Consider the following 14,412-nt stretch of genomic DNA (forward strand, 5'->3'; position numbering starts at 1 on the left):
AGCGGTGGGTCAGTCAACAACGATGTGTCTGACCGACCGCTATCGCCAGCAGGCTGGCTCCCACAGTGATTGTGTTTAGAGGTTGACTACGTTGACGAACCGCGAAGCGGCAGTTTCATCGATACGCAGATTGGTGAAGTCGAACAGATTACGGTCCGCCAGTTGCGACGGGATCACGTTCTGCAAGCTGCGAAAAATGCTTTCGGTGCGACCTGGCGTCTTGCGTTCCCACTCCTGAAGCATGTCCTTGACCACCTGGCGTTGCAGGTTTTCCTGGGAACCGCAGAGGTTGCACGGGATGATCGGGAATTGCTTGAAGTCCGAGTAGGCCTGGATGTCCTTTTCGTTGCAGTAGGCCAGCGGGCGGATCACCACGTTGCGGCCATCGTCGGCGCGCAGCTTCGGCGGCATGGCTTTGAGCGAACCGTTGAAGAACATGTTCAGGAAAAAGGTCTCGACGATATCGTCGCGGTGATGACCGAGGGCCATCTTGGTCGCGCCGATTTGGTCGGCAAAGGTGTAGAGCGTGCCGCGACGCAGGCGCGAGCACAGCGAACAGGTGGTCTTGCCTTCCGGGATCAGCTCCTTGACCACCGAATAGGTGTCTTTCTCGACGATGTGGTACTCGACGCCCAGCTCTTTGAGATAGGCCGGCAGCACATGCTCGGGGAAACCCGGCTGTTTCTGGTCCATGTTCACGGCCACGATCTCGAACTTGATCGGGGCGACCTTCTGCAAGTGCAACAGCACGTCGAGCATGGTGTAGCTGTCCTTGCCACCGGACAGGCAGACCATGACCTTGTCGCCGTCTTCAATCATGTTGAAATCGGCAACAGCCTCACCAGCCTGGCGGCGAAGGCGCTTTTGCAGTTTGTTCTGGTTGACCGTAAGAGTGCCCATGACGCGAAATCCGTGAGGTGTGACGAAAGGCCGGCATTTTACGCAAAAACCGGTCACGGGCGAAGAGCCCCCTATCCCCTGTGGGAGCGAGCCTGCTCGCGATTATGGTGTGACAGGTTGCATTGATATTGACTGACACTACGCCATCGCGAGCAGGCTCGCTCCCACAAAGGTCTGGGTGCACAGACCCTGCGGCGATTAACAGACGTGTTTACAGTGCAATTTGCTCTAAAGCCCTGCAACCCGCGCCGTTAAGACCTTTCTATACTGCGACATAAGGTCGCACACATAATCCAGACCTTTCCTTACTCGGCCACTTTGGCCTGTAGGCGCTCCACTGGGGGGCGACGGTAAAAACAAGAGGAGTGACTGGCATGATCCATCACGTAGTGGGGCTCTTCACCCACCCTGACCAAGAATGGAAAGAGATTCGTGGCGACCAGGAGGAAAGCATCAGCCACATGTATCTCACTCATACCCTGATTCTGGCGGCGATCCCTGCGGTGTCGGCATTTATTGGCACTACACAGGTCGGCTGGGTCATTGGCAGTCGCGCACCAGTGATGCTGACGATGGAAAGCGCGATATGGATGACGGTCATGTCGTACCTGGCGATGCTGGGCGGTGTGGCGGTAATGGGCGCGTTCATCCACTGGATGGCGCGCACCTATGACGCCAACCCGAGCCTGGCACGCTGCGTTGCATTTGCGACCTACACCGCGACACCGCTGTTTATCGGCGGTCTGGCGGCGCTGTACCCACACATGTGGCTTGGGATGATCGTTGGCACCGCGGCCATCTGCTACACGGTGTACCTGCTGTATGTGGGGCTACCCACTTTCATGAACATTCCATCAGACGAGGGATTTCTGTTTTCGAGTTCGGTGCTTGCTGTAGGCCTGGTGGTGCTAGTGGCCATCATGGCGTTCACAGTCATTGTCTGGGGACTCGGCGTGGGGCCGGTCTATACGAACTAGCCACTCTTCACCCAAAAACAAGATCTGCCAACACAGGCCGCCGCAAGGCGGCCTTCTAATGTTCAAGGATAGAAAACGGTGACGACCATTCGGCGCCTGAACGATTCGCAAGTCCCAAGGGTTGCGGCATACTCGACGCCTCTGGAGATCCATCAAGCATGCCCGAGCAACTCAATTCCCGCGTCGAAGACTGTTACCAGCTAGCCGAATCCTTTTTCAAACGACCTTTCAAACGCCCCGTGGTGAGCCTCAAGCTGCGCGGACAAAAAGCCGGTGTCGCGCATTTGCACGAGAATCTGCTGCGCTTCAATCCACAGCTGTACCGGGAAAATACCGAAGACTTCCTCAAGCAAACCGTGGCCCATGAGGTTGCGCACCTGATCGCCCATCAACTGTTCGGCGACCGCATCCAGCCCCATGGCGAAGAGTGGCAACTGATCATGCGCGGCGTGTACGAGCTGCCGCCCAATCGCTGCCACACCTATGACGTCAAACGCCGCAGCATGACCCGCTACATCTACAAATGCCCGTGCCCCGACAGCGATTTCCCGTTTTCGGCGCAGCGTCATGGTTTGGTGAGACAGGGGCGACGGTATTTGTGTCGGCGGTGCCGGAGCACGTTGGTGTTTAGTGGGGAAATGCGGGTCGAGTGACCCACATGATCGTTCCCACGCTCTGCGTGGGAATGCCGCCATGGACGCTCCGCGTCCACTGTGACGCAGAGCGTCACGGGATGCATTCCCACGCGGAGCATGGGAACGATCTATGTAACGACCCTGGCACGGCGCAACTCCGCGATCTGCTCAGCGCTATACCCCAACTCCTCCAACACCTGATCCGTATGCTGCCCTATGGCCGCGCCAATATGCCGAGGCTCAGGCAAGCCGTCCGAAAACTTCAACGGACACGCCATCTGCGCCTGAGTCGTCCCGTCACCCCGCGGCACTTCGGTCACCAGCGCCCGCGCCTTCACCTGCGGATGCCGCACCGCTTCGCCCAGGCTCAACACCGGCTCGACGCACGCATCGACGCCGGCGAACAGCTCACACAACTCGGCAAAGTCGTGTTTTTCGAATTCAATCTTCAACGCCTCCTTGAGCGCCTGTTGCCGGGCCGGCTCGGGCGACAGCCCCTGGGCCGCCAGTTCCGGGCGACCCAATGCCGTGCAGAGTTGCTGCATGAACACCGGCTCCAGACTGCCCACCGAGAACCAGCGCCCATCGCGGGAACGGTAATAGTCGTAGAAGCTGCCGCCATTGAGCATCTGATTTTCCCTGCCCGGCTCCACCCCGCAGGCCAGGTACCCGGCACCGGCCATGGCGTTCAGGCTGAACACACAGTCGGTCATGCTCACATCCAGATGCTGCCCCTGCCCGGTTTGCTGCCGGGCGATGACCGCCGCCAGCAGGCCGATCACCCCGTGCAACGAGCCACCGGCGATATCCGCCACTTGCATGCCCAACGGCAACGGGCCACTGTCGGCGCGGCCGGTGTAGCTCGAAAGCCCCGCCAACGCCAGGTAGTTGATGTCGTGGCCGGCGCGGTCCTTGTAGGGGCCGGTCTGGCCATACCCGGTGATCGACACATAAATCAGCTTCGGATTAATCGCCATCAAGGCTTCATAGCCCAAACCCAACCGGTCCATCACGCCGGGACGGAATTGCTCCAGCACGATGTCGTAGTCCTGCAACAACTGCTTGATCACCTCCAGCGCCTCGGGCTGCTTGAGGTCCAGCGCCAGGCTGCGCTTGTTGCGATTGAGATAGGCGTGGCTGGCCGAGACGCCTTGATCATGCGGTGGCAACACCCGCAACAGGTCCATGCGTGTTGGCGATTCGATGCGCAACACCTCGGCGCCCATGTCCGCCAGCAGCAACGAGGCGAACGGCCCCGGCAGCAATGTCGAGAAATCCAGAACCTTGAGTGATGCCAGTGGACCGAGCATGGGCGTTCTCCGTAAACGATGCCTCCAGACTAGGCAGCCTACGCCCTTGCAGCAATCACCTTATGCGTCAGTTGCGCTGACCGTTGCGCTCAAATCCCAGACATGAAAAAACCCGCCGAAGCGGGTTTTTTCAGTGCAGCCGTCTTATTTGACGTTGCTTGGGGTCGGGCCTTCAGCCACGCCCAGGTCATCTACTTCACGCTCGTCGGAGATACCGCGACCGCCAGAAGCCAGCTCGACTTGCAGCTTGTCTTCGTCCAGCTCTTTCACCCACTTGGCGACCACGAGGGTGGCTACGGCGTTACCAACCAGGTTGGTCAGCGCACGGGCTTCGGACATGAAGCGGTCGATACCGAGGATCAGCGCCAGGCCGGCCACCGGCAGAGTACCCACGGCCGACAGGGTCGCTGCCAGCACGATGAAGCCGCTACCGGTCACACCTGCCGCACCTTTGGAGGACAACAGCAGCACCAGCAGCAAGGTGATCTGGTGAGTGAGGTCCATCGGCGTATCAGTCGCCTGAGCGATAAACACAGCCGCCATGGTCAGGTAGATCGAAGTACCGTCGAGGTTGAAGGAGTAACCCGTCGGGATCACCAGACCCACTACCGATTTATCCGCACCCAGACGTTCCATTTTGATCAGCATGCGTGGCAGCGCGGATTCCGAAGAGGAAGTGCCCAGCACGATCAGCAGTTCTTCACGGATGTAGCGAATCAGTTTCAGCACGCTGAAACCGTGCGCGCGGCAGATGGCGCCCAGAACCAGGACTACGAACAGGATGCAGGTGATGTAGAAGCAGATCATCAACTGACCCAGTTGCACCAGCGAACCGACACCGTAGGCACCGATGGTGAAGGCCATCGCACCGAACGCGCCGACTGGAGCGAGCTTCATGATCATGTTGATGATGTTGAACATCACGTGAGCGAAGCGATCGATGAAGTCCAGCACCGGTTTGCCGTAGGCACCCAGGCGATGCAGGGCGAAACCGAAGATCACCGAGAACATCAGCACTTGCAGGATGTCGCCGTTGGCGAACGCGCCGACGATGGTGTTCGGGATCACGTTGAGAACGAAAGCAATGATGCTCTGGTCTTTACCGGCCGAGATGAAGCCAGCGATTTTGCTGGTGTCCAGGGTCGTCACGTCGATGTGCATGCCGGCGCCCGGTTGCACGACGTTGACCACGACCAGACCGATCAGCAAGGCGATGGTGGAGACGATTTCGAAGTACAGCAGCGCATAGCCGCCGGTCTTGCCGACCGATTTCATGTTCTGCATGCCGGCGATACCACTGACGACCGTACAGAAGATGATCGGCGCGATGACCATTTTGATCAGTTTGATGAACCCGTCACCCAGCGGCTTGAGGGCTACACCGGTCTGCGGGTAGAAGTGACCGAGCAGGATGCCGATGGCAATAGCAACGATCACCTGGAAGTACAGGGATTTATACAGTGGCTGACGAGTCGTCATTGCAAAGTTCCTCAAGAGTGCCTCAGTAGCAACATCCATCTGTTGCACCTGACACCTCAATTGCGAACCCTCCTGCACTGGAGGGATTTGTTTTGTCGAGCTGCGCAGCGGCAGGCATCTGCGAGTTGTATCGCAAGGCCCGTGCCACCTTCGTCAAATCGCCAGCAAGCCTTTTGGCTTCAAGGGTTGCAGGTTTTTCTTTGTCACCAGACGGTTACGGCAAAGTGGCGGATTTCCGCCCATCGACCAAACCTCGTCCTACAAATTGGCGGATATCCGCCTTGTTCATCATCAGGCGCCACGGCTACCATCGGCCGCTCAATGGACGGACTTGCCTGCTATGCGCGAACGCACCATCGCCAGTCATTTCGCCCGTGCCGCCCTCGGTGGCGCACGCCGGCTGGGTTATGACTATTCGAATCTGCTGCAACAACTCGGCATCAGCCCCGAGTTGCTTGAAGAGCCGCGAGCGCGAATCGCGCCTGAACAGTTCACCCGATTGATCCAGGGCCTGTGGCTGGCACTGGATGACGAATACCTGGGTTTCGGGCCGGTTCCGAGCAAAACCGGCAGCTTCGCGATGATGTGCCATGCGCTGATCCATTGCCGCAATCTGGAGAAAGCACTCCACCGCGGCCTGTTGTTTTACAGCTTGTTCCCCAACAGCCCCCGTCTGACCCTGACCCGCGAAGACGACCTGATTCGCCTGAGCCTCGACGACTCGCAGTTCCGCGACCCGGACCACTTCCTCACCGAGAGCCAGTTGCTGGTGTGGCATCGTCTCGGCAGCTGGCTGATCGGCCAGCGCATTCGCCTGGAACAGGCGACGTTCAGTTACCCGAAACCCGAGCACGGCGCCGAATACGATTTGCTGTTCCCCTGTCCTCTGGCGTTTTCCAGAGCGCAGAGCAGCCTGTTGTTTCACAGTCGTTACCTGGACATGCCGCTGCTGCAGGATGAACGGACACTCAAGCATTTCCTCGAACGCTCCCCCGCCGACCTGTTGTCGCGCCCGGACGACGGCGACAGTTTGAGCAGCCAGTTGCGAAGGTTGCTCAGCCGTGACAGTTCGCACTGGCCGGATCTTGAAGAGGTGGCCGCGCACTTGCACATCAGCCCGCAAACCTTGCGCCGGCATTTGCGGGAGGAAGGGTCGAGTTTTCAGGAATTGAAGGATCAGCTGCGGCGGGACATTGCGATTTATCACCTGGGGCGGGCGGATTTGTCGTTGCAACAGATTGCCGAGCAGCTGGGGTTTTCCGAGCCTTCGGCGTTTCACCGGGCGTTCAAGAAATGGACCGGACTTACGCCTGGGGCTTATCGCGCGCAAGAGAACTGAAGTTCCACTGATCGTTCCCACGCTCTGCGTGGGAATGCCTCAAGGGACGCTCCGCGTTCCAGCTCCCGAAAGGGACGCAGAGCGTCCCGGGCTGCATTCCCACGCAGAGCGTGGGAACGATCAGTCGCTCCGCGTGGGAACGATCGGTTACTCGCGGTCAAACCACCGGAAAATGAATCCGGAACGCCGCCCCGCCCATTGGCGAGTCCCCCAGCGTCAGCTTCGCGCTGTAGCTCTCGATGATGTCCTTGACCACCGCCAACCCAATCCCCTGCCCCGGATGCTGGCGATCCAGCCGTTCCCCACGCTGCAGAATCCGCGCGCGCTGATCCGGCGGCACTCCCGGCCCGTCATCCTCAACACACAACTCAACCCCGCCAAGATTTTCGCGCACGCTGATGCGTACTTCGCCGAGGCACAGGCGATAGGCGTTTTCCAGCAGGTTGCCCATCATTTCCAGCAGCGCACCCTGCTCGATCGGCACGTAACACTGCTCCGGCAGATCGAACGCGACCCGCACGCGTTTGTCGCGGTAGACCTTGTCCAGCGTGTCGCACAGGCTTTGCAGCACCGGGCGCAGGCGTACCTGATGACGCACCAGACCGCTTTTGCGCAGGCTGGCGCGTTGCAGTTGGTAGCTGATCTGCTGGCTCATGCGTTCGATCTGGGTTTGCAGCACCCAGGCCTGATCACGATCGGCCGGGCGCTGGGCCATGTCTTCGCTGACGCCTTGCAGCACAGTCAGCGGGGTTTTCAGGCTGTGGGCCAGGTCGTCGAGGGAATCGCGATAGCGGCTGCGTTGTTCGCGCTCGCTGTGCAGCAAGCGGTTGAGGGAACCGGTCAGGCGCAACAGTTCGCGCGGGTGTTGTTCGCTGAGGCTTTCGCGGGTGCCGCTTTCGATCTCGTCCAGTTCCTGACTGAGCCGGCGCAACGCCTGCAAGCCCCAGGTCAGGCCGCTCCACAGCAGCGCGAGCAACACCAGCAAGGCGGCACCGAAACCGAGGTAGAGGTTTTCCCGCAGGCCTTCGAGGGTGGCTTCGTACTCGCGCACCGGTTGCAGCGCGACGATGCTGAACGCCGCGCTCTTGCCGCCGAGAAGTTTGACCTCGACGTCATAGACGAAGAATTCCTGGCCGTTGGCTTCGCTGATTCTCGCGAACTCGTTACCGCGCCCGTCGTAACGCGGTTTGTAGTTGATGTGCTCTTCCTGGGTGCCCTTCGAGCGCCAGACCAGATGCCCTTCGCGGTCATAGATGTAGCCAAGCAAACGGCCGTCAGTCAGGTTGAAACGCTCATCGGGCAACTGCGCTGGCATCTGCAAGCGATTGTTCTCCACCCGGGCGGCAGAGATCAGGGTGGTGACGTCCGACGCCAGGCGCTGTTCGATCGAGTCCTGCAACGCCAGGCTGAACGCGCCCTGCATCGCCGGCAGCAGCGCCAGCATGAACAACACCGCCAGGAGCGCGGCAGCGAGCATCAAGCGGACACGAAGGGAACGAATCAAGTGCAGCGCTCATTGAATAGGTAGCCGAGGCCACGCACGGTATCGATCGGTTTGAAACCGGCCGGGCCTTCAAGTTTGCGGCGCAGACGGCCGACCAGTACTTCGATCACGTTCGGATCGCGCTCGTCGTCGTCCGGGTAGAGCTGTTCCATCAAGCGATCCTTGGCCACCACTTGCTGGTGATGCCGCATCAGGTACTCGAGGATCCGATACTCGTAAGCGGTCAGCGCCAGCGGTTGTTCATCGAGGGACGCCTGTTTGCGATTGAGGTCCAGCAGCAACGGCCCGGCGACGATGGTCGACTGGGTGAAACCGCTGGAACGGCGCAGCAAGGCATTCAGGCGGGCATCGAGTTCTTCGAACTGGAACGGTTTGACCACGTAATCGTCGGCGCCGGCGGCAAGGCCTTCGACCTTGTCCTGCCAGTTGCCGCGCGCGGTGAGGATCAGGATCGGGAAGGTCTTGCCGCGCGAGCGCAGCTGACGGATCAGGTCGAGCCCGCCCATGCCCGGCAGGCCGAGATCGATCACCGCCAGGTCATGGTTGAACTGCTCGGTCTGGTACAGCGCCTCTTCGGCATTGGCCACGGACTCGACCACGTGGCCGCTGTCCGTCAGGCGGGTTTGCAGGTGATGGCGCAACAGCGCTTCATCTTCGACGACCAGCAGTTTCATAACGCTCTCCTACGCAAATCAACATCTCCAGAAACAAACTTCAATGGCTGACAGGGCGACCTGTGGGAGCGAGCCTGCTCGCGATAGCGGTGGGTCAGCCCATATTGATGCTGAATGTACCGCCGTCATCGCGAGCAGGCTCGCTCCCACAGGTTCTGCGCTTGACTGACTGGCAATGCTTGTCAGAAAGCGTAGTTCGCCGACAGGTAGGTCTGGGCGCTGCTGGTCAGGTCCAGCGAGCCCTGTTTGCTGTCACCGCGCTCGCTCATTTCGGTGCTGGCGTTGCTGCGCAGGTAACGGTAACCCAGTTCTACCGAGGTGTTTTGCGAAACCTGTTGCAGGACACCCACCTGGCCGCCGATGGCGTAACCGATGTCGCTGTCGCGGCTGAAGCCTGGCGACTCCTGAGTCATTTTGGTCAAACCGGCCGTGGCGCCGCCGAACAACCTGGTGCTGCTGCCCACCGGGTAGAACAGATCGTAGCTGCCCAGGAGGTTTTCCTGCCGCAGTTTAATGCCGTTGTGCGAGCCCGATACGTTGTCGTAAGTGGCATAGTAGCGACCCTGGCTGTTTTGCCGACCCAGACGCACACCCCAGGTGTTGTCCTTGCCGATCACGCCGTCGGCGTTTGGGCTGTTGAGGTTGTCGTTCAGGGCGTGGGACTTTTTGACCTTGTCGCTGGTCTGTCCAAAAGTAAGGCTGGCGAAATTGTCGTCGGAAGCGAAAGCCGCGGTACTCGCGCTCAGGACAGTAAAAGCCAGAAGCAGTTTTTTGAATCCAGTCATAGGGGAGTTCCTTATGTGCTATTTGCTATTTGGGTACGAGGCAAGATTACTCACCCGGCCCTGAACTCCCCCTGAACGCACGCTGAACCTGAGCTGAATCAAATCGACCAGGCTGTTTTGATGACTTTTTGCAGGAGATCCGACGATGCGCATTTTCCTCGCCTTTGCATTACTGGCCTTGAGCGGGTTCAGCCAAGCCGCTATCAAGACTCAGGAAATCCCTTATCAAAGTGCTGACGGCACCAAGCTGATCGGCTATTTCGCCTACGACGACGCCATTCAGGGCGCACGCCCTGGCGTTGTGGTGGTGCACGAATGGTGGGGGCTCAACGAGTACACCAAGCGCCGCGCCCGGGATCTCGCCGGTCTGGGCTACAGCGCACTGGCCATCGACATGTATGGCGATGGCAAAAACACTGAGCATCCCAAGGACGCGATGGCCTTCATGCAAGCGGCATTGAAAGACAGTGCCGCGTCCAGTGCACGCTTTCAGGCCGGGCTCGATCTGCTGAAGAAGCAGCCGCAAACCGACCCGGACAAAATCGCCGCTATCGGTTATTGCTTCGGCGGCGGCGTGGTGCTGAATGCGGCACGCCAGGGTTTGCCGCTGGCGGGCGTGGTGAGTTTTCACGGTGCGCTGGCAACCAAGACGCCTGCCACACCGGGTAGCGTGAAAGCCAAAATCCTCGTCGAACATGGCGCTCTGGACAGCATGATCACCGCGGATAACGTTGCAGCGTTCAAGGCAGAAATGGACAAGGCAGGTGCTGACTATCAATTCGTCAACCTTGAAGGAGCCAAGCATGGCTTCAGTAATCCTGATGCAGACCGGTTGAGCCATGGCGATCACGGCGGGCCGGATATTGGCTACAACAAAGCGGCGGATGAAAAATCCTGGGCGGACATGCAGGCGTTTTTCAAGAAAATATTTAGCTGACACAGTGATCGTTCCCACGGTCCCCGTGGGAATGCAGCCCGGGACGCTCCGCGTCCCTTTCGAGAGCTGGAACGCGGAGCGTCCCTTGAGGCATTCCCACGCGGAGCGTGGGAACGATCAAGCCGTTGCTACTACCCAGCCTGAGAGCAACCCGGCAAAATGCCCCACATGAATCGCGCCCCCGCCCTCCCCGTCTGCTGCACCCCACTCGATGCCCATTGGCCGCTGCCGTTTGCGCTGCCCGATACGGTGCTGTTGAGCACTCACTTCGATACCTCGCAACTGGCCAGCGATGATTTCCAGCGCAGCGCCATCGAGCCGCCGCCCGCCATCCAGCGTTCGGTCGCCAAGCGTCAGGCAGAGTTCCTCGCCGGGCGGGTTTGCGCTCGGGCGGCGTTGCAACAGTTGGAAGGGCTGAACTTCATCCCGGCTATCGGCGAAGACCGGGCACCGGTGTGGCCGACGCACATCACCGGTTCGATCACCCACAGCACCGGCCGGGCCTCGGCGATTGTCGCGAAGAAAACCCACTGGCGCGGCCTGGGGATGGACCTGGAAAACCTGCTCAACCCTGAACGGGCCGAGCGGCTGGCCGGGGAAATCCTCACCCCGCCCGAGTTGCACCGCATGACCGCAGGCCGTCGCGACCAGTTGGCGATGCTGGTCACCCTGACGTTTTCGGTAAAGGAAAGCCTGTTCAAGGCGCTGTATCCGATCGTTCAGCAGCGCTTCTATTTCGAGCACGCTGAAGTGTTGGAGTGGACCGAAAGCGGTGAAGTGCGGCTGCGGTTGCTGACGGATCTGTCCACTGAGTGGCGCAACGGCACTGAGCTGGATGCGCAGTTCGGGGTCATTGATGGGCAGTTGTTGAGTCTGGTCAGCATCAAGGCCTGAAGGCTTTTAGCGTCTCCAATGACGCCATCGCGGGCAAGCCCGCTCCCACAGGGATCGATGCAACACCACAAATCCTGTGGGAGCGGGCTTGCCCGCGATGAGGCCAGAACAGACACCAACAATCTCAACGCTTCTCCTGATTCCTCGGCCAACTCAAACTGAAACACGCCCCGCCCAGGCTTTTACTCTTGCTGATCAACGCCCGGCCATCATGCCAATGGATGATTCGCCGCACGATGGACAACCCCAACCCATGCCCACCGGAGGCGCGGGTACGGCTGTCGTCGAGGCGCAGGAATGGCGTGAAGATTTTCTCCCAGGCCGTTTCCGGCACGCCCGGTCCGTCATCCTCGACATCCACTCGACAGCGCTGCTGCCCGACCTGATAGCTGACGGTCACCCGCGATTGAGCGTGGCGCATGGCGTTGCTCACCAGGTTCTGCAACGCCCGGTGCAGGTAACGCGGCTCGGCCTCGACCCAGGCATCATCATTGTCCGCGGCGGACAAACACAAACCGCGCTGCACCGTGACCTCGGCGCGTAACGGCGCCAGTTCTTCGATCACCTGATTGACCAACGCATCCAGATCGATCCGCTGAAAATTCAGTGCCGGTGAACCCTGCTCCAGTCGTGCGTAGGTGAGCATCTCGTCCACCAGGCGATCGAGATCCTCGATGTCATGGTCCATGCCTTCACAGTATTTTTCCAACGCCTGCGGCGTGGTCGCCGAGCCGATCATTTCCAGGCCAAAACGCAACCGCGCCACGGGTGTGCGCAGCTCATGAGACACGGCACGCACCAGCTCACGCTGGATCGCCAGCAATTGCTGCAAGTGTTCGGCCATGCCGTTGAACGCCGAAGCCAGCCGTCCCACCGAGTCCGCGCCGCGTGTTGGCACGCGGGTTTCCAGGCTGCCCTTGGCGATGCGCGTGGCGGCCGCTTCCAGTCCACGCAAACGGCGTTCAAGTTGGCGCACCAATAAATAGACGATCAAGCCGATCAGACTCAAACCCAGGGCGGCGATCAGCACCAGCCACTCCGGCGGATAAGGATTCATCTGATACAACGGGCCGATTTCCAGCACCCACGGCGTCCCCACCATGCCGGCAAACACCCGGATCGAATCGCCGCCCTTGCCCAGCGCCATCACCGTGTCGCCCTCAGACACCCGGCGACTCTGGTCTTCGTCCATGTCCGCCTGTTCGATCTTCACCAGCCGCAAGTCGAAACCAAAGCCTTTGTCGCGCTTCAATTGCGCCAGGCGCTCGGGCTGCTCGGCCACCGGGTAGCGCACCAGTTCATCGGCCAGCAGGTAAATAGTGGCCCGGGCCAGTTGTTCGCTGATCTGCTGGACTTCGCCAGTCAGCACCAACTGTTCCTTGTCGCTGACCAACCGGTAAACCTTCGCCGCGTGCGGACCGGTCTGTTCCACCAGCGCCTGACCGCGCAGCACGCGGGTGCGCTGGGTCATGTCGAGGTCGGTTTGGGCAAAGGTCTTCAGCGCCAGAGGAATCCCCAACAACCGCTCCCACACCAGCAAGGCACGGTGGCGCTCGGTTTCGTTCATCGGGTTCAGATTGTCGGCCATCAGCGAGAACGTGCCGTGGGCCAGGCGTTCGCGGTATTGCTCGCCGCGCACCTGGTTAAGCAGGTGCAAGGCCAGCACGCCGAGCACCGCCACCAGAATCAGCGCCGCGCACATGCCACCGTAAATGCGCAGGAAGATCGAGTTCACAGCGTGCAGGCTTCCGGAACGAACAGATAACCTTTGCTGCGGATGGTCTTGATCAGCCGCGGATGCTCCGGGTCATCGCCGATTTTTGGGCGAATGCGCGAGATGCGCACGTCGATGGAACGGTCCTGGCCGTCATAGCCAATGCCGCGCAGCGCGGTGAAAATCTCTTCCCGGGACAGGATGCGCCCGGCGTTGGCCACCAACAGCCAGAGCAGGTCGAACTCGGCGCTGGTCAGTTCGATGCCGTTGTCGTTCAGCCAGGCTTCGCGCAATGCGTTGTCGACCACCAGGGGACCGAACTGCAGGCGCCGTTGTTTTTCCGGCGCCACTTCAGGGGCTTCACTGCGTCGCAACAAGGCCTGGATGCGCGCCAGCAACAGACGGGGGCGAACCGGTTTGCACACGTAGTCGTCGGCGCCCAGGTCCAGGCCAAGTATCTGATCGGTGTCGTCGGTGCGGGCGGTGAGCATCAGGATCGGGCCGTCATACTTGTCGCGGACCTTGCGGCAGATGCTCAGGCCATCCTCGCCCGGCAACATCAGGTCGAGGATCACCAGGTCCGGTTTCTCCTTGATGATCCGTGCCGCGGCCAAGGCGCCGTTGCCCTCGATCGATACGCGCAGGCCATTGGCTTCCAGGTAGTCGCGGGTCAGTTCGGCCAGACGCTGGTCGTCCTCGACAATCAATACCTGCCAGGCTTCTTGCTCCACGGTGACCTCTGCTTGCCAACAACACTTTATAAGGAAGGATCCGCCCGTCTTTTTGTAATGATTGGGGAGGATAAGAATGCATCTGCATGAGCCGATTGTATAAACGCCGCTCGCCAAGAACACAAGCCGGTAAATGCGTTCGGACAACGCGGTTTTTTGTGATAGGGTTCGCGCCCTTAAAAAGCCGAGCGACTGTTTTCAATCGGTGAAAATCAGTGAAAAACGGTCCGCTCCAGCTAGGTCGCGGCCTACACGCCCGTTCCACCTTTCACACACAATTTACGCACAGGTTTATCCACAGGTAGTACGTTGCAACACCCCCAAAAACGCATTATCTTGTACCCCGTCGCCAAAAAAACCCTACATGTAGGGTTTTTGCATAAAAACCAAACACAAATCAGACACCGGTTTCAAGCGCTTTTATTGCCTCTTTCCGGTTGAACCAAACGTATTTTCGAAAGACCAAGCCGCGTGTGCGGATGGCTACTGTTTTTGAGCCGAAAACGGCGTTAACGGTACGGGTGTTGCAGTCG

General features: G+C 59.8%; 13 protein-coding genes. 5 read left to right on the forward strand and 8 right to left on the reverse strand.

The window, feature by feature from the left end:
• Positions 1–75 precede the first annotated feature (75 nt).
• The gene (gene ttcA, locus BLW70_RS26750; RefSeq protein WP_074879139.1) at positions 76–900 is read right to left on the reverse strand and encodes a tRNA 2-thiocytidine(32) synthetase TtcA; all 825 of its coding nucleotides are present in this window, start codon (positions 898–900) and stop codon (positions 76–78) included.
• Between the two features lie 374 nt (positions 901–1,274).
• Between ttcA and BLW70_RS26755 the strand changes: the two genes are divergently transcribed.
• Both BLW70_RS26755 and BLW70_RS26760 read left to right on the forward strand, forming a co-directional pair.
• On the forward strand, positions 1,275–1,877 hold the full coding sequence (locus BLW70_RS26755; protein WP_074879141.1) for a Yip1 family protein: 603 nt from the start codon (positions 1,275–1,277) through the stop codon (positions 1,875–1,877).
• Between the two features lie 158 nt (positions 1,878–2,035).
• Complete coding sequence (locus tag BLW70_RS26760; RefSeq protein ID WP_074879143.1) at positions 2,036–2,530, forward strand: SprT family zinc-dependent metalloprotease; 495 nt, start codon at positions 2,036–2,038, stop codon at positions 2,528–2,530.
• Between the two features lie 110 nt (positions 2,531–2,640).
• Here BLW70_RS26760 and BLW70_RS26765 read toward each other — a convergent pair whose 3' ends face one another.
• Positions 2,641–3,822, reverse strand: coding sequence for a CaiB/BaiF CoA transferase family protein (locus BLW70_RS26765; RefSeq protein WP_074879145.1), 1,182 nt, complete (start codon positions 3,820–3,822; stop codon positions 2,641–2,643).
• Positions 3,823–3,966: 144 nt separating this feature from the next.
• Complete coding sequence (locus tag BLW70_RS26770; protein WP_074879147.1) at positions 3,967–5,301, reverse strand: dicarboxylate/amino acid:cation symporter; 1,335 nt, start codon at positions 5,299–5,301, stop codon at positions 3,967–3,969.
• 340 nt (positions 5,302–5,641) lie between these two features.
• Here BLW70_RS26770 and BLW70_RS26775 point away from each other — a divergent pair, with 340 nt between their 5' ends.
• Complete coding sequence (locus tag BLW70_RS26775; RefSeq protein WP_074879149.1) at positions 5,642–6,640, forward strand: AraC family transcriptional regulator; 999 nt, start codon at positions 5,642–5,644, stop codon at positions 6,638–6,640.
• 157 nt (positions 6,641–6,797) lie between these two features.
• On the opposite strand, the gene BLW70_RS26780 is transcribed toward BLW70_RS26775, so the two are convergent.
• The 3 genes from BLW70_RS26780 to BLW70_RS26790 form a co-directional block, all read right to left on the reverse strand.
• The gene (locus BLW70_RS26780; RefSeq protein WP_074879151.1) at positions 6,798–8,144 is read right to left on the reverse strand and encodes an ATP-binding protein; all 1,347 of its coding nucleotides are present in this window, start codon (positions 8,142–8,144) and stop codon (positions 6,798–6,800) included.
• Positions 8,141–8,818 (reverse strand): response regulator, encoded by a 678-nt coding sequence (locus tag BLW70_RS26785; RefSeq protein WP_008029360.1) that lies wholly within the window; start codon positions 8,816–8,818, stop codon positions 8,141–8,143. Before BLW70_RS26785 ends, BLW70_RS26780 begins: the two co-directional genes overlap by 4 nt.
• A gap of 182 nt (positions 8,819–9,000) precedes the next feature.
• Positions 9,001–9,603, reverse strand: a complete 603-nt coding sequence (locus BLW70_RS26790; RefSeq protein ID WP_074879153.1) for a hypothetical protein — start codon at positions 9,601–9,603, stop codon at positions 9,001–9,003.
• A 145-nt stretch (positions 9,604–9,748) separates the two neighbouring features.
• Here BLW70_RS26790 and BLW70_RS26795 point away from each other — a divergent pair, with 145 nt between their 5' ends.
• Both BLW70_RS26795 and BLW70_RS26805 read left to right on the forward strand, forming a co-directional pair.
• Entirely contained in the window at positions 9,749–10,540 is a 792-nt protein-coding gene (locus tag BLW70_RS26795) for a dienelactone hydrolase family protein (protein ID WP_074879154.1), read from the forward strand.
• Positions 10,541–10,708: 168 nt separating this feature from the next.
• Positions 10,709–11,434 carry a 4'-phosphopantetheinyl transferase family protein gene (locus BLW70_RS26805; protein ID WP_218022568.1) on the forward strand — a complete coding sequence of 242 codons (726 nt, stop codon included), beginning with the start codon at positions 10,709–10,711 and terminating at the stop codon, positions 11,432–11,434.
• 124 nt (positions 11,435–11,558) lie between these two features.
• On the opposite strand, the gene BLW70_RS26810 is transcribed toward BLW70_RS26805, so the two are convergent.
• Both BLW70_RS26810 and BLW70_RS26815 read right to left on the reverse strand, forming a co-directional pair.
• Positions 11,559–13,169 (reverse strand): ATP-binding protein, encoded by a 1,611-nt coding sequence (locus BLW70_RS26810; RefSeq protein WP_074879160.1) that lies wholly within the window; start codon positions 13,167–13,169, stop codon positions 11,559–11,561.
• Entirely contained in the window at positions 13,166–13,879 is a 714-nt protein-coding gene (locus BLW70_RS26815; RefSeq protein ID WP_074879161.1) for a response regulator, read from the reverse strand. Before BLW70_RS26815 ends, BLW70_RS26810 begins: the two co-directional genes overlap by 4 nt.
• Between the last annotated feature and the right edge of the window lie 533 nt (positions 13,880–14,412).

The sequence above is a fragment of the Pseudomonas frederiksbergensis genome (assembly GCF_900105495.1).
Taxonomy (GTDB): domain Bacteria; phylum Pseudomonadota; class Gammaproteobacteria; order Pseudomonadales; family Pseudomonadaceae; genus Aquipseudomonas; species Aquipseudomonas frederiksbergensis.

What these genes read in the sequence shown, in the direction of transcription:
- ttcA (WP_074879139.1), bottom strand. Translation starts at nt 900, where the DNA reads ATGGGCACTCTTACGGTCAACCAGAACAAACTGCAAAAGCGCCTTCGC.
- BLW70_RS26770 (WP_074879147.1), bottom strand. Translation starts at nt 5,301, where the DNA reads ATGACGACTCGTCAGCCACTGTATAAATCCCTGTACTTCCAGGTGATC.
- BLW70_RS26775 (WP_074879149.1), top strand. Translation starts at nt 5,642, where the DNA reads ATGCGCGAACGCACCATCGCCAGTCATTTCGCCCGTGCCGCCCTCGGT.
- BLW70_RS26790 (WP_074879153.1), bottom strand. Translation starts at nt 9,603, where the DNA reads ATGACTGGATTCAAAAAACTGCTTCTGGCTTTTACTGTCCTGAGCGCG.
- BLW70_RS26805 (WP_218022568.1), top strand. Translation starts at nt 10,709, where the DNA reads ATGAATCGCGCCCCCGCCCTCCCCGTCTGCTGCACCCCACTCGATGCC.
- BLW70_RS26760 (WP_074879143.1), top strand. Translation starts at nt 2,036, where the DNA reads ATGCCCGAGCAACTCAATTCCCGCGTCGAAGACTGTTACCAGCTAGCC.
- BLW70_RS26755 (WP_074879141.1), top strand. Translation starts at nt 1,275, where the DNA reads ATGATCCATCACGTAGTGGGGCTCTTCACCCACCCTGACCAAGAATGG.
- BLW70_RS26765 (WP_074879145.1), bottom strand. Translation starts at nt 3,822, where the DNA reads ATGCTCGGTCCACTGGCATCACTCAAGGTTCTGGATTTCTCGACATTG.
- BLW70_RS26785 (WP_008029360.1), bottom strand. Translation starts at nt 8,818, where the DNA reads ATGAAACTGCTGGTCGTCGAAGATGAAGCGCTGTTGCGCCATCACCTG.
- BLW70_RS26795 (WP_074879154.1), top strand. Translation starts at nt 9,749, where the DNA reads ATGCGCATTTTCCTCGCCTTTGCATTACTGGCCTTGAGCGGGTTCAGC.